Source organism: Flexithrix dorotheae DSM 6795 (genome assembly GCF_000379765.1).
GTDB lineage: Bacteria > Bacteroidota > Bacteroidia > Cytophagales > Flammeovirgaceae > Flexithrix > Flexithrix dorotheae.
Genome location: NZ_KB903439.1, coordinates 38073 through 58979, shown reverse-complemented (window position 1 = coordinate 58979; position 20907 = coordinate 38073). Strand labels below are relative to the sequence as shown.

Sequence of the window (20907 nt, the reverse complement as noted above, 5' to 3'; positions counted from 1 at the left end):
GACAATGGTAAAAATCGGGTTTAATGTTTTGGCATGGTCTGCGGTAAATTCTGAGGATTTAATTCCAATACTGGACCGGATAAAGGAAATCGGTTATGATGGTGTGGAGTTTTTAATTGGTTCTCCGGATATACAGGCCTATCAAAAGTTGGGTAAGCATGCACAGGATATAGAATTGGAAACTACGAGTGTTTTTGTGCTTAGTGAATCCGAAAACCTGGTTTCTTCAAATCAATCCATCAGAAAGAGTGGTCTGGACAGAATCAAATGGGCAGTTGATCGTGCTCAGGAATTAAACTCAGAGATTATTTGCGGTCCTTTTCATTCTGCACTTGGGGTTTTTTCAGGAAAAGCACCAGAGGAGCAGGAATACAAATGGAGTGCTGAAATTTTACATGAAGCAGGGGAATATGCTGCACAGGCCAATGTAGTTTTTGCGATGGAAGCCCTGAACCGATTTGAGTGCTATCTGTGTAATACCATGCAACAATTGATACATCTGGTAGAAATGACAGATCATCCAAATGTGCAGGCTATGTTTGATACACACCATGCCAATATTGAAGAGAAAAATATTTCTGAAGCAATTAATCTTATTTCCCCTAATCTGAAGCATGTGCATATCAGTGAAAATGACAGGGGGACTCCCGGAGATGGACATGTACCTTGGGATGAGGTGTTTTCCAGTCTTTCGAATATTGATTACAAAGGCTGGCTGACCATTGAAGGATTTACCAGAAATGATCCTGATTTTGCTAATGCCTTAAAAGTATGGCGGGAATTTGCCCAGCCCTGGGATATGGCTGAGGAAGGCCTAAAATTTATTAGAAGTATGGTTGAAAAACATACGCTTTAAAAAGAAATGGAAGCAGAAAAAACAAAACAGTTGTGGAAAGAAAAGATTTCCAATGCCCGGCAACTTGGTGGGATTGAAACGGCTGTTTTGGATAATGGACCGGGTAGGGGAACAAGAATTGCCTGGATCAATACCGGTACAGGATTGCGGTATAAGGTGGTGATTGATCGGGCCATGGATATTGCGGATGCTTTCTTCAATCAGCACAGTTTGTCCTGGCTGAGCCATACAGGAATTACCTCTCCTGAGCCATTTTCCAACAAAGGAATTGACTGGCTTAAAACTTTTGGAGGGGGCCTTTTAGCCACTTGTGGACTTTCCCATATAGGTGGTCCGGAAAGTGACGAATTTGGGGACAGGGGGGTACACGGACAGATTAGCAATACTCCGGCAGAAATTGAATCCATTATTCAACCTGATTTAATTTCAGGGAATTTGGGAATGAGCATTTCCGGAAAAATGAGGGAAACACAAATTTTTGGCCCAAGGCTGGAATTGAAAAGAACGATTTCCAGCACACTTGGGAAGGCAGTTATAAAAATCCAGGATACTGTCACCAATGTGGGAAATACGCCTGCACCACATATGCAGTTGTACCATTTCAATTTTGGATGGCCTTTAGTGGATGAAGGAACAGCGATTATCTGGAAAGGTAAATGGCAATCCAGAGGGGGAAAACAAGATGATGAAATTTTTAATGAAGGAAATAATTTCCGTACTTGTTCTGCTCCTTTGGAGTCCCATTCGGGAAGTGGAGAAGCTGCTGGCTTTATTGATGTCGCTGAAGACGAACATGGGAAATGCCAATGTGGATTGTACAATTCAAAATTGAATCTGGCAGTAGCATTGAAATTTAATAAAGCCCAATTACCCTGGCTTACCAATTGGCAGCACTGGGGAAAAGGGGAATATGTGACCGGACTGGAACCAGGAACCAATCCGCCTATTGGCCAGGCGAAGGCCAGAAAGGATGGAAGCCTGATTTTTTTGAAACCGGGAGAATCAAAAGTTTACGAGATAGAATTAGCATTAATAACAGATGAAAATCTTATCCAAAAATTTTATAAAATAGCCTAAACATAATTAAAATTTATGAATAAAAGATTAGCCGAAAACGCCTTAGAACAAGGAAAAGGAATTTTAAGATTAACCCCTACTTGGGTACCCAGGTCATTTTGTGTTCCGGGAAGACGAATTAAACTGCATCCTGATGATTATTATGTGTTAGGAGGTGTTCGTGGAGGAATTGATGAAAGATGGTTTTCCTCAACTACCCCTGCCAAAAATGGTCCTTTGACAGGTGAAAATGAGGGATTAAGTTTTATCGTATTGAAGGATGGTGACAAGGAAGTACAAATTACCCTGAGAGATGCTATTGATGAATTAAAAGGAAATATCATTGGCGATCGGCTTTGGAATGAATACAAAAGCTGGCCAATGTATTCCAAGTTTTTTGATAACATGGGTCCATTGCCGCATCATGTGCACCATAATGATGAAAAAGCAGCCTTAATTGGACAAAAAGGGAAACCGGAAGCTTATTATTTCCCCCCTCAGTTGAATAACCACGGTGGTGATTTTCCTTATACCTTTTTTGGAATTACTCCCGGAACTACCAAAGATCAGATTAGGGAATGCCTGGTTAATTTTACCAAAGGGGATAATAAAATTACCAATTTTTCATCCGCATTCCGATTAGAGCCAGGAACTGGTTGGGATGTTCCACCGGGAATGTTGCATGCTCCGGGTAGTCTTTGCACATACGAACCTCAAAAAGCATCGGATGTATTTGCCATGTATCAGTCCCTGGTGAATGAAGCCATTATTCCTGAAGAATTATTGTGGAATGGTACGCCAAAGGACAAAATTGGGGACTTTGATGAATTAATGGATGTGCTCGACTGGGAACTCAATACTGATCCAAATATGCTGGAAACCAGATTTATGAATCCTATTGTAATAGGAGAAAAAGATGCAGCAACTTCGGGCGCTTATGTGGAGAAATGGATTTGTTACCGTTCTGATGCCTTTAGTGCTAAGGAATTGACGGTATTCCCTGGTGAAACGGTAACCATTAAAGATAGTGCAGCTTATGGCATGATCATGATGCAGGGCCATGGAAAAATGGGGGAATTTGAAATTGAAACACCCGCCCTTATTCGATATGGACAACTGACTAATGACGAGTTTTTTGTAACGGAAGATGCGGCAAAAGAAGGGGTGAAAATCACCAATTATTCTTCTACCGATCCTATCGTCATGCTGAAACATTTTGGGCCGGAAAATCCTGACCTGAAATTGTAGAAATTAGTGGTTTGCCACTAAATTCTTTTTTAATTTAACCAGGTGGGAATGAGCCAGTTAATGGAATTTCAAATATTCAATAATTTGGTTTTAGGCCCACTATTTTTTAAACACATATTTTATTAAATATAAACAGATTGAAAATGAATAACTATCCAAAATTACATAATGCCACCTGGCCCGGAATAGTTGGGAAAGGACCGGATTCAGAACCGCCCATTCCATTCGATACCATGCTTGAAATGACAAGTAAAGCAGAAGTAAATGGAGTAAAATTCGATGGAATTGATCTGGGTTTATTAGATCCGCATATTGACATCAATGGTTCTGATGATGATTTCAAAAGGATTGCAGATAAAATTGCAGGATATAACCTTAATGTAGGCAGTTTGGTTGCTCCCATTTGGGGTGGTTCGGCCATGGGGGATAAAGCTGCCAGAGAAACCTTTGTGGATATGGTAAGGAAATCTTGCCACTTTGGGAAAATTATGCGGGAACAGGGTGTGCGTACCTATGGTGTTATCCGAATAGATTCTGCAGCGAGTCCTGATGCCTGGGCAGCCGATCCGGTGAATAACTCAAAATTAATCGTACAAACTTTTCAGCAGGCTTGTGATGTGGCTGCTGAATATGATGAAAAACTGGCTGCAGAAGGAGAAATCTGCTGGGGAGGAATGCACAGCTGGAAAACCATGGTAGAAACCCTTGAGGCGGTTGAAAGAGACAATATGGGATTTCAGGCAGATATGTCGCATACTTTATTGTATTTGCTGGGTTACAACAAACCAGAAGACAGAATTCTTCCTGAAAACTTTGACTGGAATGACAGGGCTACCCTTGAGGCCGGATTGAAAAAAGTAAGTGATGCTTTAAGACCTTGGACCATTGATTTCCATGTAGCGCAAAATGATGGCACTGTTCACGGTACGGGCTCTCACGATAAAACTGGTCGTCATTGTCAGGCTACTGATCCTAATGGAAAACTGGATGTGGCTAAAGATGCTGGTTTTTGGCTGAGAGATGGAGATGGTAAACTGACAAAAGCTTTTAAACATATTTGTTGGGATGGTTGTATGTTCGATAATTCAGTGATGATGAATCAGCAGACCTGGAATGATATTCTGGCTACCATGATTAAAGTTCGTGAGTTACACGGCTGGGAAGGGTAGTGAGTTGTTTAAAATTGAAAATGAAAATCATTAAGAAATGAGTAATCAAAAAGAATTAAGAATAGGATTAATAGGTTGTGGGTTTATGGGAAGAACCCACTCCAATGGCTATAACAGATTGGCTAATTTTTTCCCGGATCTTGAGTATAAACCCGTATTGAAAGCAGCTTGTTCCCGAAATAAGGAAAGGGTACAGGCATTTGCCAAACAATGGGGATATGAATCTTTTGAGACAGACTGGAAAGCACTGATTGCCAGAGAAGACATTGATGCAGTAGACATCTGTACTCCAAATGACACCCATGCGGAAATAGCCATTGCGGCTGCAAATGCCGGGAAAATGATTCTGTGTGAAAAACCTCTTTCCCGAACTTTGGAAGAAGGTCAGAAAATGGTAGATGCCATTGAAAAAGCAGGGGTAAAAAATACAATTTGGTATAATTACCGAAGGATTCCGGCTGTAACCCTGGCGAAAAATATTATTGATTCAGGTAAATTAGGAAAGATTTTTCATTACCGGGCCAACTTTCTACAAGACTGGACCATAAGTCCGGAATTGCCACAGGGTGGTGAAGGTTTATGGCGGCTGGACGCAAATGCAGCTGGCTCCGGGGTGACGGGTGATTTATTGGCTCACTGTATTGATACTGCCATGTGGCTGAATGGTGGTATAAAAGATGTGTCTGCCATGACGGAAACATTCATTAAAGAGCGGGTTCATCAATTGAGTGGAAAAACCCAGAAAGTGGGAATTGATGATGCCTGCTTATTCCATTGCCATTTTGATAATGGCTCGCTTGGACTATTCGAATCTACCAGATATGCAAGAGGGCATAAAGCCTTATACACTTTTGAGATCAATGGGGAGCATGCTTCAATTAAATGGGATTTGCATGATTTAAACAGACTTGAATATTTTGACCACTCGGATGATGCTATTGTGAGAGGTTGGAGATCGATATTAGTGACTGATGGAGATCAGCCCTACATGGATAAATGGTGGGTGCCTGGTTTAATTATTGGGTATGAACATACCTTTGTCCATCAACTGGCGGATTTCTTCAAAAGTTTAGAAACAGGGGAACCTTGTCATCCAACTTTTAAAGATGCTCTTCAAACCCAAAAAGTTTGTGAAAGTGTCATTGAATCGGCTAATTCAAAAAGCTGGAAAGATACCGGTGTGGAATGGGAGGAATAAAAATTGAGATTCAGTCTTTTAATTAGGTTTAAATTTAAAAGGGATTTATGGGAAACTGTAAATCCCTTTTTTTAGGGAAAAATTTAAAATTTAACCAGGAAAATGTGCTTTTCTGGAATTGAAATCCGGAAATACTATTAATTAGAAATTCAATCCGAATTTAGTTATAAGGGTTGATAAAGCGTTTTAAAAATGCTACTGGGCAAAACTTATCTAAGATGGAAATTTTCCATCTGAAATTAAACCTGTTTGTTTTTTATAATTACAGTTAAAACCTCCTCCCCGGTATCCTTGAAGTGTCAAACCATCGGGATGCCGAATCACTCCAGAGGAGAAAAATTAATTTCCACCTCGGTTATGGGGCTAAGGGTAGGGAATAAATAGACTAAATGAAGGATAAAAGATTGGATTTTCGGGAAGCTTGCCTGGGATGGAAGTAAATTCGGTTTGATTGCATTATACCAAATTTCTAAGATATGTTGATGGGTTTTAGTTTTGAAATTCTTAATTAATAATTACATTTGGAATATACCCTGTTCGATTATATAGTTTGTTTTTTAAATCCTTGAAGACCAGAAATATGGATGAAATATCCATTAATTATTAAGGGTAAATTATGTCAAAGTTTAAACTTCCCCCAATTTCCCCATTGGCAGGTACTACACTTCCCAATTTCCTGAGGGTTTTAGCCGGGAATAAACCTGGTTTCAAACACCTGCTCAAGGTAGGGCTTACCTTTATTTTAGTGGCCATTAGTACTCCTTTTCATTGGTTTGAGCATTTGATATTTAAAAAAAAACAGCGTTCGGTTGAGTTAGCTAAAGCCCCCGTTTTTATCATTGGCCACTGGCGAAGTGGGACTACTTTTTTACATAATTTACTAACTACAGATCCTGAAGCAGGGTATGTTACTACTTATCAGTCTGTTTATCCCAATAACCTGAAAAGTAAGTTTATTTTTAAAAATTTTATGAGGAGTTTGATGCCTGGGGAAAGGCCAGGCGATGGAATGAAAATAAATGTGGATTATCCACAGGAAGATGAATATGCTTTAAGCAATATTACCCATCAGTCCTTTTACCACTTTTTTTACTTTCCTTCCAATTACTACCTTTTGTATAAAAAATATGTCAGGTTTAATGGGTTGTCAGATCGTGAAAAAGAAAAGTGGAAGGGGTTGTTTAAGGAAATGGCAGGTAAGGCCCTGGTGAATACTAAAGGAGAAAGATTAATTTTAAAAAATCCTGTGAACACCGGAAGAATTTTAACCCTGCTTGAAATTTTCCCCCATGCTAAATTTATCTTCCTAATCAGGAATCCCGTAATTGTTTATTTGTCCACCAAGAAGTTTTTTACCGAATTATTTCCTACGCTTAACCTTGAAATTTTTTCAAATGAAGAAATATCCCATATGATTTTGGATTTATATGTCATGTTATTGAATGATTACTTGTCTGATAAAAAGTTGTGCCATGAGCACAATCTCATAGAAATTCGTTACGAACATCTTAAAGACAGACCATTAAGCGAGCTTGAAAAAATATATTCGAAATTGAGCATCGGAGAGTATAATGAACTGGAACCGGTCTTTTCCCAATATTTGGAATCACAGAATGGACATCGGAAAAATGGTTATAAAATATCACGAAAAGAGCTGACCAGAGTAGTGAACAAACTCAATTTTGCCATGGAACAATGGCATTATACCGTTCCTGCAGAGCTTGAAATTTATGACGATTAACTTTCCCGGATTAGTCAGCACATTTCAGGTTAAACTAAGAGCATGTTTAAATTTTAACTGTTTCGTTGCAAACGCCCAATTACGAAACCTCACTTCAAAAGAAATTTTCCAAATAGCGCTGCAATTCAATAATTTTCTTTTGAAGTGAGAACCCAAAACTGGAGGTTTTCAAGCAAAAACCTCCAATTTTAAACACGCTCTAAATACTTGCTATTTGTTCCCCTTTCCAAAAAGCGTTTAAATCTTTCTGGGTTTCCTTTGCCTCTTCAGTTTTGCCCAATTTTTTTAAAGCATTCATTTTTCCATTTAAAGCCATAGCCCGTCCGGGAGCTCTTTTGAGACTTAGATCATATTGAACAATTGCCTCTTCGTAGCGCTCATTTTCCATCAGCCAATTGGCATATAGTTCGAATGATGGATAGGGGATATCCGGTGGACCATAAGAATATTCCGAGTTGGTTTCCAATTCAGCTGCTTTTTGGAAATTTGTTTCTGCATTTTTATTATCCTTTTCCAAAAGAGCTGCCATGGCCTTCATTTGATGGATTATAATATTGGCCCTGTTCAGGCTCTCCTTATTTGGGGCATATCTGGTGGGTCCAGCACTGCATCGGGCTATTCCACCGGCTGAAACCTCCAGCTTAGCTACATCATAAAGGGTTTCTGTTTTCTTGATTTCCTCCCTAATGGCAGCCACATCATTTTGTTGAAAGGCCAGCATACTTTTAAAGAAATTTTGTTGTGCTTTTGTAGTTAGTGCAAGGTCTTCATAATCCACAAACATGGGAGCAGCTTTTTGGGCCCATTTCCCGGTGGCAATTAGTTGCATATTTTGCATGCTGATCAGATAGCTGCGTGCACCGTTTGAAGGTGACCTTTCTGTATAAGTCATCATGTCATCCAGGAGTTTTCGGGCATCCTCATACCTGCCTTGTTGTAAATATCCATAATGTAACCAGGAGTAGGAATGATATCCCCGTGCTTTGTCATCTAGGCCTTTAAGCTCCATTCTTTTCACACTGGCCGCATAGGAAGCTTCATTAGAGGAGACTACATCATTCCACATGCCCATTGCCAGATAAATATGGGAAGGCATATGTAAGGCATGGGCAGCATCCGGAGCCGTTTTAGCATATTTATTTGCCGCTTCAGTGGCAAACTGAGCGTATTTAGGATCATCGTAAGCGTGAATAATATAATGAATGGCTCCGGGATGGTTTGGGTTTTCTTCCAGAATACCTTCTGCAACTTTAGCAGATTTATTAAAAACTTCTTCATCTCTTCCCAAAGGAACAGACCACATCAGGCCCAGGGCATAAAAGGCAGCTACTTCCTGATTTCCCGGATGCTTTTGGTAAAGCGCTTCCATATGTTTGGCATATGCTTTATTTCGATCTGCCAGTTCTCCTTCTCCATATAATATTTCAATCCCTAGCCAGAAATCTTTTTCCAGTTCATTATCCGCCTTTTCAAGTCTTTCCTCTTTTGTTTTCCCCAATTTATTCATGACTTCACGTCCGGCTTCTATATCCTGAAGTCCCCAAAGGGCCTTATAATAAGACATGGTTTCACCCCAGTAGGCCATCATTTCACCCGGGTCCGCTTTTATGGCTTCCTGAAAAGATTCCCGGGCATCCTCATATTCAAAACTGTGTAATAACAACAACCCCTTGTTAAATGGTACTGCTGCCTCCTCCGATATATTAAATTCATGTTGTAAATCTCCCAAATGGGAAGCCTTCTCACCAGAATCTTTAGCAGGTTGGCAGGAACATAAAATTAAAAAGGAAGCCAAAATGGAGAATATGGTTTTCATATAAATTTGATTTGATAGAAGTAGAGTGATCTTGATATTTTTAAATTTTTATTAAAATAATTGGGCTGGCTGGGTTTTATGGAGTCATCATGAGAGCATGTTTAAATTTTAACTGTTTCGCTGCAAACGCCCATTTATGAAACCTCACTTCAAAATAAAATTTCCAAATAGCGCTCGCTGCTATTCAAAAATTTTCTTTAATCGTGAGAACCCAAAACTGTACGTTTTCGCTTTGGTCCGACATTTCGGAAAACCTAAATTTTAAACTCCCTCTAAGGAAATACATTAACTAGTTTTAATCCCCAAATTTATTTCCATTCAAGTAAACAATTTAGCGGAAGAAACCGAGTAATCCAAGAGATGGCAAAATATTCCATACTTATAGTCAAGTATATCCTGTCTTTAAGTATTTTGTTATTGAAAAGGTGAAGGTAAAGAATAAGTTGAGGAATTAAAGATAGAAAGAAAATTCCCCATCCACTAATTTTAAATTGGATTATGCAATCTATTGTGGATATGACAGCATAAATTCAAATTACCGGGAAATTCCGGGAGGATACAGATGGATAAAGACAAAAGGATCAAAATTCATTTCCTATTCATTTAAAGAAAATATTTGAATTCTATTTTTGAAATCGATAATTCTTAGGGAAAACTTTTTCTCTTTTATTCTTCTTGCATCAATTAACCATTTCAGATTATTTTGGGATGGTTTTTTTTTGTAAATTAATTCCTATAAAAGCAATTTGTTTTAAAGAATTGATCCTTTCGATGATAGCCAGTTTTGACCCTGGGAAAAATGTCTTCATTTCTTAACATTTTATTCTCCTTTAGGCCTGTTTTATTTCCTAATTTCAAAACAAAAAATCAAATGAAATTTTACGCTAAAACGTACCTTTATTTTACTTGCATTACTCTCTTTTTTGTGCCGTCACTGGTTTCTTTTGCTCAGGAAACCGGAGCAAAAATAATTGTGGACATTCCCGAAGGACCTAAGCCCTGGAATAATCTAAAGTTGAATAATAATCCTTCTACATTCCAATTTGCGATTGTGACCGATCGCACTGGTGGCCATCGGCCTGGTGTTTTCCCCGATGCCATTAATAAGCTTAATATCTTACAACCCGAATTTGTAATGAGTGTAGGAGATTTAATTGAGGGTTACACAGAAAATCAGGAAGAAATTGACCGTCAGTGGAAGGAATTTAATGGTTTTATTGACAGCTTAAGTGTGCCTTTTTTCTATGTGCCTGGCAATCATGATTATACCAATCCGGTTTTGGCCGAAAACTGGAAAAAATTATTTGGGCCATCCTATTACCATTTTACTTATAAAGATGTCTTGTTCTTATGCCTCAACAGCGAAGAAGCTACCAAAGGTTCTGGAAGAGGGGCTATTGAAGATGAACAATTTGAATACATTCAAAAAACCCTGGAGGAAAACCAGGATGTAAAATGGACGCTGGTTTTTATGCATCAACCCCTTTGGAACCAAAAGGCACCTGGAAGATGGCCGGATGTAGAAAACATGCTAAAGGATAGAAAACACTCGGTATTCGTAGGTCATAATCACCAATATGTAAAATACGAAAGGAATAATGGCAAATATTTCATACTGGCCACCACTGGTGGGGGAAGTAGCTTAAGAGGACCGTCTTTTGGGGAATTCGATCACGTAGTTTGGATTACAATGACAGATGAGGGCCCAATCATTGCCAATTTAATGTTAGAAGGGATCTGGGGAGAGGATGTGGTAACTGATGATGTGGCAAAATGGATTCATCCTCTGGGAAGAAAATTTCCTGTGGTTGCAGAGCCGGTATTTGTTTTGGGAGATAACTTTGAAGAAGCCAGTCCTCAAATTAAGCTGACCAATGATAGTGATGTGCCCCTGGAAGTAACAATAGATTTTCAGGCTAATACGCAATTAATTCCGAGCATGGCTGAAATTACTAAAACCCTAAAGCCCAATTCGGTGGAAATGCTGGATTTGGTGATTACACCGAATCAGGATTTAAAGGAAATTAGACCATTAAAAATGCGGTGCAAAGCGGCCTACCTACCGGAAAATCACCCAAAAGTTGAATGGGATTCGGAAATTAATTTATTCCCTGAAACACAGAAAAATATTGAAAGTACTTCTGAAGAGATTAAGATAGATGGAAACCTGGAAGATTGGGGAAAATTGTCTTTTTCTTCGGAAAAATCGATGTTCCTTGAAGCCAATCCTTTTTCACATAGTGGTGCAGAAGATGCTTCCTTTGAGTTCGATGTCAGGTATGATGAGGATTTTTGGTATATAGCAGTAAATGTAACAGATGATGAAATAATTGCAGCTCCCGGCCGATTACCTGCTGAACAAGATGGGGTAAGTGTATTATTGGATGCAAGACCACTGACGGTCAGTGCCCATGGAGATGGGAGTCGCCCATTTAAAGACTGGATGTATTTTGGTCAAAGTCCATTGGAAGGGGAAGGATTGTATGGCAAAAAATATATGGAAGTTCAGCCTGAATCCGCCTGGAATAGAACCGAAAATGGATATACCCTGGAATTGGCATTGCCGATGGAATACTTCAAAAAAATGCAGGATGAAGATTGGAAAACTTTTAGGTTGAATCTGGTGGTCACTGACTACGATATGGATGGAAGCCATGAATCTAAATTGTTTTGGAAACCTGACTGGAGAGGAAAAGATAATTATGTAGGGTCAGGTACTTTTTTCAGGGCAGTGGATAATTAAGTTATTTTAATTCCTGTCAGTTGAAAAGCAAAAAAGGGGAGTGTAAAATTTATTTAAGTAGTAATTCATAATTAATCGTGTTTTATTTTGCCATAAAAGACTGATAGAGAGATTACTATTTCTCGGAAATAATAGTACCCGGTGTGGAATACCCGGTGTGGAGCACGGGTGCTTACTCTCCCCTTTTGGTAATTCTAAAATTAGCTACAAAAGGCAGGTGATCGGATACCGTTTTTCTAAATCGCTCCCGTCCCATATTCATGGCCCAGTGCATCTGAAATAATCTTAAACTACCCCGGATATACTCAGTACTAAATGTTCTGCTGATGGCAAATCCATCCAAAAGATTTGCCCTGCCTGCTTCAAGAATGTGAGAGTATCGGTCTTGCAGGTCCCATGAGGAAATAAAATTCATTAAATCATCTCCTCCCAGATGATGAAAATTACTTACATCCTCTCCGGGAATCATATTGAAATCTCCCACAAGAAGAATATCTTCCCGACTTTCGTCTCTCAATTTGGTAATAAATTCACCAATTACTTTGGCCTGTTCGTCACGCAATTTCTGATCTCCTTTTCCTCTGCCGGATTTAAGGTGAACAATAATCATGATAAAATCAAAATTTCCCACCTTTACCTCAATTACAAAGGCTTTTCGTCTTTCAGGAAGATTTAAATCCGAATTTTCCAATAAGAATGGTTCGCCCACTTCAATCCCTTCCTTAAATAAAATCCCGATATTTAAATCATTGTTTTGCTTTAAAATTTTATGCTTATAATTTAATCCATTTTCCGCAAGTCCATCCTGTAATTTTTGGATTACTTCGATGGGGTTCACTTCCACCAAAGCCAATACTTCTGCATCCATTAATGTAAGCCCTTCCACCTGTTTGGCTATTCGCTCATCAGGGATTCCTCCATATCCACCTAAATTCCATGCACCTACTCTTGCTGAAGAATTTTGAAATGTATTGTTCATTTTTCTGTTTCTTTAAATGAAAAATTAATGAAAGAAGTGAAAATCATTAGAACTGTTTTGATTTCAATTTCAAAAATTTTCAGATGGGAAAAAAGTGAAACCAAAAAATTTCATCATTAGGCCATTACCCCTTAATTCTGGATTCATATCATCAAAATAACTTTGAAATATCTTAGTGTGTAGAATTCACTTCAAATAAACCTTGTGAAAAGTATCTTATAAATGTAGGGTACTTTTTTTTGTATGGTACCAGTTAGAAATTTTTCTGTTATTATAATTTGTATTGATAACCTGGTACAAATTTATAAATAATCCTATTGCCCCTCAAGTGGCTTTTTCTCACTGGAATTTACAGTCTTTTGCACAATTTTATAGCACAAAAATGAGCAGGTAAGGGTGAGTAGTCCCCCAATGATCAGTTCATATTTATTTTTGGCAAATAGGTTACCAATTGTATTGAAAGCAAAAAAGACTACAAAGACCCAAATGAAGAAATCAATAACCCAGTTATTCTTTGCTTTTTCTATCAGTTTAAACTTTATAATCAGGATGATTAAAATAAAGCTATTGACTAAAAGGGAAACAGTTTCAAATTTTTTCATTTCCTCCACAGAATTTAATTTTCCTGCCCAAATCATATCATAGGGGAGTATTTGGGCAAAAATGAGGATGTGGAATATCAGGAGTATTCCAAGGATAAAAAACATGATGATAAGGGCTATTTTTTTGCTCAAATCCGGGAAATAAAATCAGTTAAACCAGGCTTAAAACTAGCAAAATAAGAGAATTTTAAATAGTGTTATTCAAATTATTATTTAACTGAAATCACCTGGTATAGATTGCCTGATGTTTTTCTGGTGATTATTTACAAAGTTGCCTTATGAAATATTTCCTGCTAATTAAAGATTAAGCTCCTGCTCTTTCAAAAATTGGGAAGGTGGCATCCCTTTGTGTTCTTTAAAAATGCGATTAAAAGAAGATTTGGAGGAAAATCCACAACTCATTGCTATAGAAAGGATATTAAGATGTCTGTTCTCCTTTTTACCTGCTTCGTTTAAAAATTCTGATACACGTAAAGAATTCACATAAAAAGCAAAATTGGACTGGTTTACCTGATTAATTGACTGAGAAAGATATTTTGTGTTTATTTTTAGCTCCTTTGCCAACATGTCCAGAGAGAGGGAGGGGTTTTTGTATAATTTTTTTGTTTTCACCAGCTGGTCAATCTTATTAAATAAATCATCTTTTTTATCCTGCACATATTTTTCTGAGGTAATCAATATTTCCTTTTGTATTTTAGATAATAATCCCATGTTGTGAAGGAGCCAGCCTTGGTAGCCCAAAGTCAATAGGGTAATCCCACCCAGAATAAAACCTGTGAGATAAGCTTCATTCGGGTTTCCGGCCGAACTATCCAAAATCAACTGTAAGGCATGAAATACGATAAAGAGGATACTATATTTTTTTCCAAAACCTGTTTTTTCATCTTCCTGATGAGGATTTCCCCGATATACAAAAAGCAATTGTTTTATTGCATACAGAAAGAGCATACCCACAGCTCCAAAAATTTCTAAGCGAAACCAGATGGAATTGTAAAAGGAATCGGATTCAAGAATAAAAAGGACAAGGTTTTGAAAAAGGAGGGCTATTGGGAAAATGTAATGGTAGGCGATTCCTCTTAAGTCTATTTCCTCAAAATTATTTCGGAGATATAAATAGGAAGAAGCCGCATAAATGAGCATCAATATAATCTGAATATTGAATGAAATTAGTGATTCTCCTTTTGAATTTAAGGTATACCAATCCGTAATGACAGCGCAAATTAGAGCAAAAAGATAGCCCATGATGAACCACAGAGTTGATCCTTTTTTAAGCAAAACAATTTGATCAAATACAATTGCAGAAAGCAAGATCAGTTCTGCGAAAATTACAAGCAGTTCCATGCGGTGAATTTATATCATCTTCTTCATTTTTCCCTATAATGGGACGTCTCAATTCAGGAAATAGTACCTCTTTTCCCGCATTGGTCCCATATCACATCATTTTTCCCGTTTGATTTGGAAAAAAAACGATGAAAAATTCAATTTTTATTCTGCTTATTTCAATACTGCTTTCCAATTGTAGGGAGCCGGAGTTATCACTGCCAGAAAATTTTATAGATGAATCTTTCTGGGTGGAAATCGATGGAGCACATTTATTTACATCAGCCAGGGGGAATATGTCTACAGATTTGGTAATCATAAATGTTCATGGAGGACCTGCATTAGGAGCTCATCACTATTATTATGAGCGACCAATTGCCTATAAGGCTATGGAAGAGGCAGGTATTGTGGTTTATTACGACCAGAGAGGTGTGGGGCTTTCCACTGGTAGTTTCGGAAAGGAAAAATATACGATGGAACAATTTACAATTGATTTGGACCAGGTTGTGGATGTGGTCAGGTTAAAGTTCGGAAAGAACAATAAAATCTTCCTTTTTGGAAGAAGCTGGGGAGGAAAACTTACCACTAATTATTTGTTAGATCCAAAAAAGCAAGAAAAAATAACAGGCTGGATTAGTACAAATGGAGCTCACGATCTTCCTTTAATGAGGGGCAAAGGGAAGACGATGTTGCTGGATGTAGCCAATGAACAGATTTCAAAAGGTAACTCTCCAAATGATTGGAAAACCATTATTGAGTTTGCGCAACAATTTAACCCAAATGACACCACGGCCCGGAACCACAACGATTTTGGAACAAAGGCTTATGAAGGTATGGAAATTTTGAAAAGAGATAATCAGATAATTGAAATAGATGAATCGACCTGGTTATCAAAAAATGAATTGTATCACAATACTGCTATGTCGGGAACAGAGATTGCCTGGAATGACATGCAGGATGTGGCAGGTAAAATTTATGAAAAATTATACACCGAATCCTCCATGGATCGCTTACATAATATCAAAGTTCCCACATTATTTATTTTTGGGGAGTATGACCTGATCTGTCCTCCGGAAATGGGGAAAGAGGTTTTTGACCAATTGGGGACACCGGAAGAGGATAAAAAAATGCTTATTTATGAAAAAATAGGACACCTCAGTTTAAATGCACCAAACCGGTACATTAGAGATTTCGAAGCCTTTATTTCAAAGTATAAAAAATGAAATTGCTCTGCTTTTGCAATTGCATATCGGGGAGGTTTAAATTTCTTCGATAGAAAGAGTTAAACTATTATTTTAAATCTTTATCTATAATTAAGATGAATCCTAAGAGGTTATATTTTCTATTAATTATTCTTCAATTTAGTTTATTTTCTGAATTGATTGCTCAGGGGGAAAAGTCTGTGGAGCTGAATTATTCTGCAGATCAATTTGAAACACCGGGGGTAAGTTTACGATATCAGCACTCTCTAAAAAATCACATCAAAATCAATAAGAAAGGAAAAGAAATTGAAAAAATGATAAGTCTTGGTATTCGTTATTCCTGGTATCACAGAAAAAATCACCATTCTGCTCATATCCTTTCTCCATATATTCGTTTTGAGCGGAAAAGCCCCAATCAGATAATTGTTCAAAGTGAACTTGGACTGGGATATTTCTTACGAAAACAAGAGAACCCTACTTACAAAGTGGTAAATGGAGAATTACAAACCAAACAGGTTATTTTACACCGAATTTATCCTTATTTCGGACTTGGAATAGGTTATAATTTTAATCACATTACTGGACTTCCGGTAGAGGCTATTTTTCGCCCAAATGTGGCTTTTGAAATTCCCAACAACACAGGGTCCATGATTCACATGCAAATGGAGCTTGGGCTACGGTATATATTCCAAAAGCACTCTGAAAAATAAGACTTTAAAAATATTTCCTACTATTTTTGATTCATAAACCTAAGCACAGACAGGCCGATTAATGCAGAAATAGTAGAAGCGACCAGGATACTTATTTTTGCTGAAGTAAGGGAATCCCCTGAAAAAGCACTTGCAGCCACAACAATTGACATGGTAAAACCAACTCCAGCCAAAGCTGAGGCTCCGATAAGCTGTATCCAATTTATTTCCTGAGATAATTGGGCAATTTTAGTTTTAGCTGCAATCCAGCAGGCACCTACAATCCCAAGCGGTTTTCCCACAACCAAACCCAATAAGATTCCTAAGTTTCCAGGATCGGAAAAACTGATTTCGGATCCTGATAATAGTATTCCTGTGTTGAAAAAGGCAAATAATGGAAGGATTAAAAAATTCACCATTTTTTCCAGGGAGTGCATTAAATAATCACTGGGTTCTCTCAACCGTTCTACGGCCTGCTTTAAAATTTCTATCGATTGGTACCCAATTGTTTTTTGAGGATTATTTACATCCTGTATTTTTTTTATTTCCCGATTGAAAGTAATGTTGATCTGCTCTGCAATTAAGGCGAGGTCCGCATTTTCCCTAATAGGAATTAAAATAGCTGTAATCACTCCTGCGAGTGTGGCATGGAGTCCACTTTCAAAGGTGAAATACCAGAGGATGATCCCTAAAAAGATGTAAACCGAAATATTAAAAACTTTTCTTCTGTTGAGCAAAAACATTAAGCCTGTCACTAAAATGGCACCGATAAAAGGCAAAATATGAAATCCATGCCCATAAAAAAGAGCAATTACTACAATGGCTCCGAGATCATCTGCTACTGCTAATGCAGAAATAAAAATCTTGAGGGCAATTGGTACCCGATTTCCCAAAAGTGCCATCAGCCCTAAGGTGAAGGCAATATCAGTGGCCATTGGTATGCCCCAGCCATTTGAAGTGGAGGCCCCTACATTAACCAGGCCGAATAAAAGTGCGGGAATGATCATACCTCCAATTGCACCTATTATCGGCATTGCCGCTCTTTTTACATCCGAAAGCTCTCCATTAAGGACTTCCTTTTTGATCTCTAGGCCAATCATCAGGAAAAAAATGGCCATAAAGAAATCATTTATCCAAATTTCTAGTGGGAGAATGAAACTTTCATTTCCCAGGGTAGAACCAAAGTTCAAATGACGCCAGTGTTCATAAACCTCCTGAAAGCCGGAATTGACCATAATCAGGGCTGCAATAGTTGCAATTATCAACACTGCCGCTGCTGAAGCACCCCAATCAAAAAAGCTCTCAATAGCCTTGTTAATTTTTTTCCCTCCACTTTTTTCGATGGCATCAAACAAAGAATAATCATCCCATGTCCCATTATAAGGAAATCCATTTATAGTAAGGCCAGGAAAGACATGTAATCCACAACTTTTAGCATCTTCAATATCCCGAAGAATTCTTTCATTGGTTTGAGGACTTCTAAAATCCACCTTAAATTGTTCCATATTCAAGCCCTTACTTTCCACCACATTAAAAACCATTTCCTCCGTGAATTCCTGAGGGTTTCCTGCAAGTGATTGGTAGATTTCTTCTGATTTATCCTGATTTTCAGCAGCGACTACAGCTTTAGCCGCCAGCATTGCTGAGGGTTTTTCGTTTAAATCCGGGCAATATTTGTAGCTGAAAATGACTGAATTATTGTATCGCTTCAGAGAATCCCTTAAGGATTGAGAGGATGAACCTGCAATCTTATTTTTTAAATCCCTGTAAGCTTCAAGTATTATTTTTCTATTGCCTGTCATTTTCTTGCATTTTCAGTTTTCTATATGCAAAGCAATTAAAATATCAGGCCCTTGTTGTTACCGAATATTTAAGTTTTTTTTAAAATTCCTTGTTTCAACTTGAAGAAATTGTGACAGAGTAGCTATAGGAATAGCTATATATAGGATGATATGTCTGTTTTTACTTTCTGTAAATTTTTTCGGCACCATTCCATTCATCTGGTACACCTTTTTTTAAATATTTCTCTATTCTTTTTAAGTAGAATTTAAAGGTGGGATCATTTTTACTTTGATGAATCAAATACTGGAAACCTTCTTTTGCCTTTAAAAAATCCTGTGCCAGGTAGGCATTAATAGCCTGATTGAAATCCTCCTTGGTACTCATTTTTAAGTCGAACTCCCGGTCGGGCAGTCCATTTAATATTTCAAACAGAGAAATGGGTTTTGCCTTACCCTTTACCTTTACTTTGTCAAGATATCTAAAGGAATATTTATCTTTGTTCCTGAGGTTATAAAGGACATCTCCACTCACCAAAATATTACAACCGTAAACTTTGGTTAATCCTTCAATTCTGGATGCGGTATTAACTGCATCTGAAATAACAGTTGTTTCCATTCTGTTTTCAGTTCCCACCGTTCCCAATATCATGTGGCCAAAGTGGATTCCAATTCCCAGATTTATTTTTTTAAAGCCTTTTTGCCTCAGGTGTTCGTTAAAAACTTTAAGGCCACTAATGGCATCAATTGCGGTATCAATAGCATTATCCGTTGTGTTAGGGAAAATTGCCATTATAGCATCTCCAATATATTTATCAATAAAACCCTGATTTTTCCTGACAAGCGGTGCCATATTTTTTAAATAGATATTGATAAAATCAAAGTTTTCCTGTGGGCTCAGTGCTTCAGAAATGGCGGTAAAGCCCCTTATATCAGAAAACATGGCAGTCATTTCTTTGTCAACCTGGTCACCCAGATTAATGTCAATTATACTTTCCTTTCCCAAAAAATTTAGAAATTCGTTGGGCACAAACTGGCTATTTGCCTTATTTATTTTCACAAGCTTTTCATTGGCCAGTGATAATTCCTGAGTCCTTTCCTCCACCTTTTGTTTAAAGAACCTGAGTTGCTCGATTATTTTATCGCGCATAATGTTGAAATTGAGCGTCAGTTTGCCAATTTCATCATCTTTTAATCTTGAGTTAGAGTCGCCTTCAATAAAGGAAAAATCGCTGTTTACAAATTCGTTGATATACATTGTTAATTCTATAAGAGGCCTGGTTATCTGGCTGGCGATTAAAAAACTCAGTAAGATTCCCAATGCCACAAAGCTTAGGCCTGAGATTAAAAAATCCCTCAACAAATCCTGGTATAATTTATCCTTACCATTTTTGGTCATAAATAAAAAACTGGAAAAGGCATTGCCTAACTCATCCACCTTTTGATCCAGTTCCAGTTTTAAACCAGTATTATCTTTTAAACCCAGGACGGCCTCTAGCCTTACTACGTTTTCAAATCTATTTTTGTAGTTTTCTAAAAATGCCTTTTCACTTAAATTCGCTGAAGAATGATTTTCCAAATCCTTTAGCACCTGAATCACTTTTTCGGCATAAATGGGATCATTCCGTAACAAAAAATCTTTTTCATGTCTTCTTAAAGACAATAACAGGGTTTTATCTACTGTTTGGCTGGCTTCAAGGCCATGTGCCGCTTTCCTCATTTCTCCTATTTCCCCAAAATCCTTAAATCCTCTTTCCAACACAAGTGTGACTAATTTATTAAAAAGGCGGTCATACTCATCCAATAATGGAATTAATTCACTTACAGGATCATTAAAATCCAGGTAATCATTTTCTTTGTTTTCCTTAATCAGCAATAATTTTTCTTTAACCTGGAGGAGTAATTTCTGGTGTTTATCCAGATAAGCACTTTGAGAAGATTGGTAAAAAAGTGGATTTCGAGTTTCTTGGATAAAAAAATTCAATTGAGCATTGTAGTCCTCCAAAAAAATTTCATTAACCCGTTCCACCTGATTCACCAATTCAGCAATTTCTTCCCGGGATTTTAAGAAATTATATCCTAAAACAAAGGTGATAAAATTAGAGCTTACAAAAATGAGAAACCAAAAAAACAGCTTATGCCTTAAACTTTTAAACCCAATCATATATGTTGGCTGGTAAAAAAGAATTAAGGTAGTACTAAAATGTTAATTTACCGATTGGGGACTGTAAAGAAAAGGTTAAACTTTCAATGAATCTAATTGTGTAGATTGTGAAGTCATGCAGGGTTAATTTTTAGCCAAATTTTTAATAAAACCGCAATCTCTTGAATTAATCGGTTTCATTAATTTCAACTATATTAGTTAAATCTTCAGTTCACATTATTTCTACTACTAACCAGATTTATATTGGATACCTAAGTTTTGGTTGATCTCTTTTTAATTTTTATAAATAATAATTCTCTCCTAGAAATTCTGCTGAATCTATGGGAAAACAATTCATTTCTATATT

Annotated in this window: 15 protein-coding genes; 9 read left to right on the top strand and 6 right to left on the bottom strand. The window is 37.5% G+C overall.

The window, feature by feature from the left end; all coding sequences use genetic code 11:
• The first annotated feature begins 4 nt into the window (after positions 1 to 4).
• The 6 genes from A3EM_RS0113195 (at position 5) to A3EM_RS42325 (ending at position 7268) form a co-directional block, all read left to right on the top strand.
• A complete protein-coding gene (locus A3EM_RS0113195) occupies positions 5 to 856 on the top strand; it encodes a sugar phosphate isomerase/epimerase family protein (RefSeq protein ID WP_020528690.1) in 852 nt (283 codons plus the stop codon).
• Positions 857 to 862: 6 nt separating this feature from the next.
• On the top strand, positions 863 to 1933 hold the full coding sequence (locus A3EM_RS0113190) for an aldose 1-epimerase family protein (RefSeq protein WP_020528689.1): 1071 nt from the start codon (positions 863 to 865) through the stop codon (positions 1931 to 1933).
• Positions 1934 to 1948: 15 nt separating this feature from the next.
• A complete protein-coding gene (locus tag A3EM_RS0113185; RefSeq protein ID WP_020528688.1) occupies positions 1949 to 3160 on the top strand; it encodes a cupin domain-containing protein in 1212 nt (403 codons plus the stop codon).
• A 143-nt stretch (positions 3161 to 3303) separates the two neighbouring features.
• Positions 3304 to 4329: a sugar phosphate isomerase/epimerase family protein gene (locus A3EM_RS0113180; RefSeq protein WP_020528687.1), complete on the top strand. Its 1026-nt coding sequence runs from the start codon at positions 3304 to 3306 to the stop codon at positions 4327 to 4329.
• A gap of 37 nt (positions 4330 to 4366) precedes the next feature.
• The gene (locus tag A3EM_RS0113175; RefSeq protein ID WP_020528686.1) at positions 4367 to 5527 is read left to right on the top strand and encodes a Gfo/Idh/MocA family protein; all 1161 of its coding nucleotides are present in this window, start codon (positions 4367 to 4369) and stop codon (positions 5525 to 5527) included.
• Positions 5528 to 6143: 616 nt separating this feature from the next.
• The gene (locus A3EM_RS42325; protein ID WP_020528684.1) at positions 6144 to 7268 is read left to right on the top strand and encodes a sulfotransferase family protein; all 1125 of its coding nucleotides are present in this window, start codon (positions 6144 to 6146) and stop codon (positions 7266 to 7268) included.
• Between the two features lie 199 nt (positions 7269 to 7467).
• On the opposite strand, the gene A3EM_RS0113160 is transcribed toward A3EM_RS42325, so the two are convergent.
• Complete coding sequence (locus tag A3EM_RS0113160; RefSeq protein WP_020528683.1) at positions 7468 to 9084, bottom strand: tetratricopeptide repeat protein; 1617 nt, start codon at positions 9082 to 9084, stop codon at positions 7468 to 7470.
• Between the two features lie 871 nt (positions 9085 to 9955).
• Between A3EM_RS0113160 and A3EM_RS0113145 the strand changes: the two genes are divergently transcribed.
• Positions 9956 to 11827 carry a metallophosphoesterase gene (locus A3EM_RS0113145; protein ID WP_169513356.1) on the top strand — a complete coding sequence of 624 codons (1872 nt, stop codon included), beginning with the start codon at positions 9956 to 9958 and terminating at the stop codon, positions 11825 to 11827.
• Positions 11828 to 11999: 172 nt separating this feature from the next.
• On the opposite strand, the gene A3EM_RS0113140 is transcribed toward A3EM_RS0113145, so the two are convergent.
• The 3 genes from A3EM_RS0113140 to A3EM_RS0113120 form a co-directional block, all read right to left on the bottom strand.
• On the bottom strand, positions 12000 to 12806 hold the full coding sequence (locus A3EM_RS0113140) for an endonuclease/exonuclease/phosphatase family protein (protein WP_020528680.1): 807 nt from the start codon (positions 12804 to 12806) through the stop codon (positions 12000 to 12002).
• 314 nt (positions 12807 to 13120) lie between these two features.
• Entirely contained in the window at positions 13121 to 13540 is a 420-nt protein-coding gene (locus A3EM_RS42320) for a hypothetical protein (protein WP_044238322.1), read from the bottom strand.
• Positions 13541 to 13705: 165 nt separating this feature from the next.
• A complete protein-coding gene (locus A3EM_RS0113120) occupies positions 13706 to 14749 on the bottom strand; it encodes a helix-turn-helix domain-containing protein (RefSeq protein ID WP_020528676.1) in 1044 nt (347 codons plus the stop codon).
• 128 nt (positions 14750 to 14877) lie between these two features.
• Between A3EM_RS0113120 and A3EM_RS0113115 the strand changes: the two genes are divergently transcribed.
• Both A3EM_RS0113115 and A3EM_RS0113110 read left to right on the top strand, forming a co-directional pair.
• Entirely contained in the window at positions 14878 to 15951 is a 1074-nt protein-coding gene (locus tag A3EM_RS0113115; RefSeq protein WP_020528675.1) for an alpha/beta fold hydrolase, read from the top strand.
• 95 nt (positions 15952 to 16046) lie between these two features.
• Positions 16047 to 16640 carry a hypothetical protein gene (locus A3EM_RS0113110; RefSeq protein WP_020528674.1) on the top strand — a complete coding sequence of 198 codons (594 nt, stop codon included), beginning with the start codon at positions 16047 to 16049 and terminating at the stop codon, positions 16638 to 16640.
• Positions 16641 to 16660: 20 nt separating this feature from the next.
• Here A3EM_RS0113110 and nhaA read toward each other — a convergent pair whose 3' ends face one another.
• Together nhaA and A3EM_RS45815 are read right to left on the bottom strand one after the other, a co-directional pair.
• The gene (gene nhaA / locus A3EM_RS0113105) at positions 16661 to 18421 is read right to left on the bottom strand and encodes a Na+/H+ antiporter NhaA (RefSeq protein ID WP_020528673.1); all 1761 of its coding nucleotides are present in this window, start codon (positions 18419 to 18421) and stop codon (positions 16661 to 16663) included.
• A 160-nt stretch (positions 18422 to 18581) separates the two neighbouring features.
• Positions 18582 to 20561: an adenylate/guanylate cyclase domain-containing protein gene (locus A3EM_RS45815; protein WP_020528672.1), complete on the bottom strand. Its 1980-nt coding sequence runs from the start codon at positions 20559 to 20561 to the stop codon at positions 18582 to 18584.
• Positions 20562 to 20907: the final 346 nt, after the last annotated feature.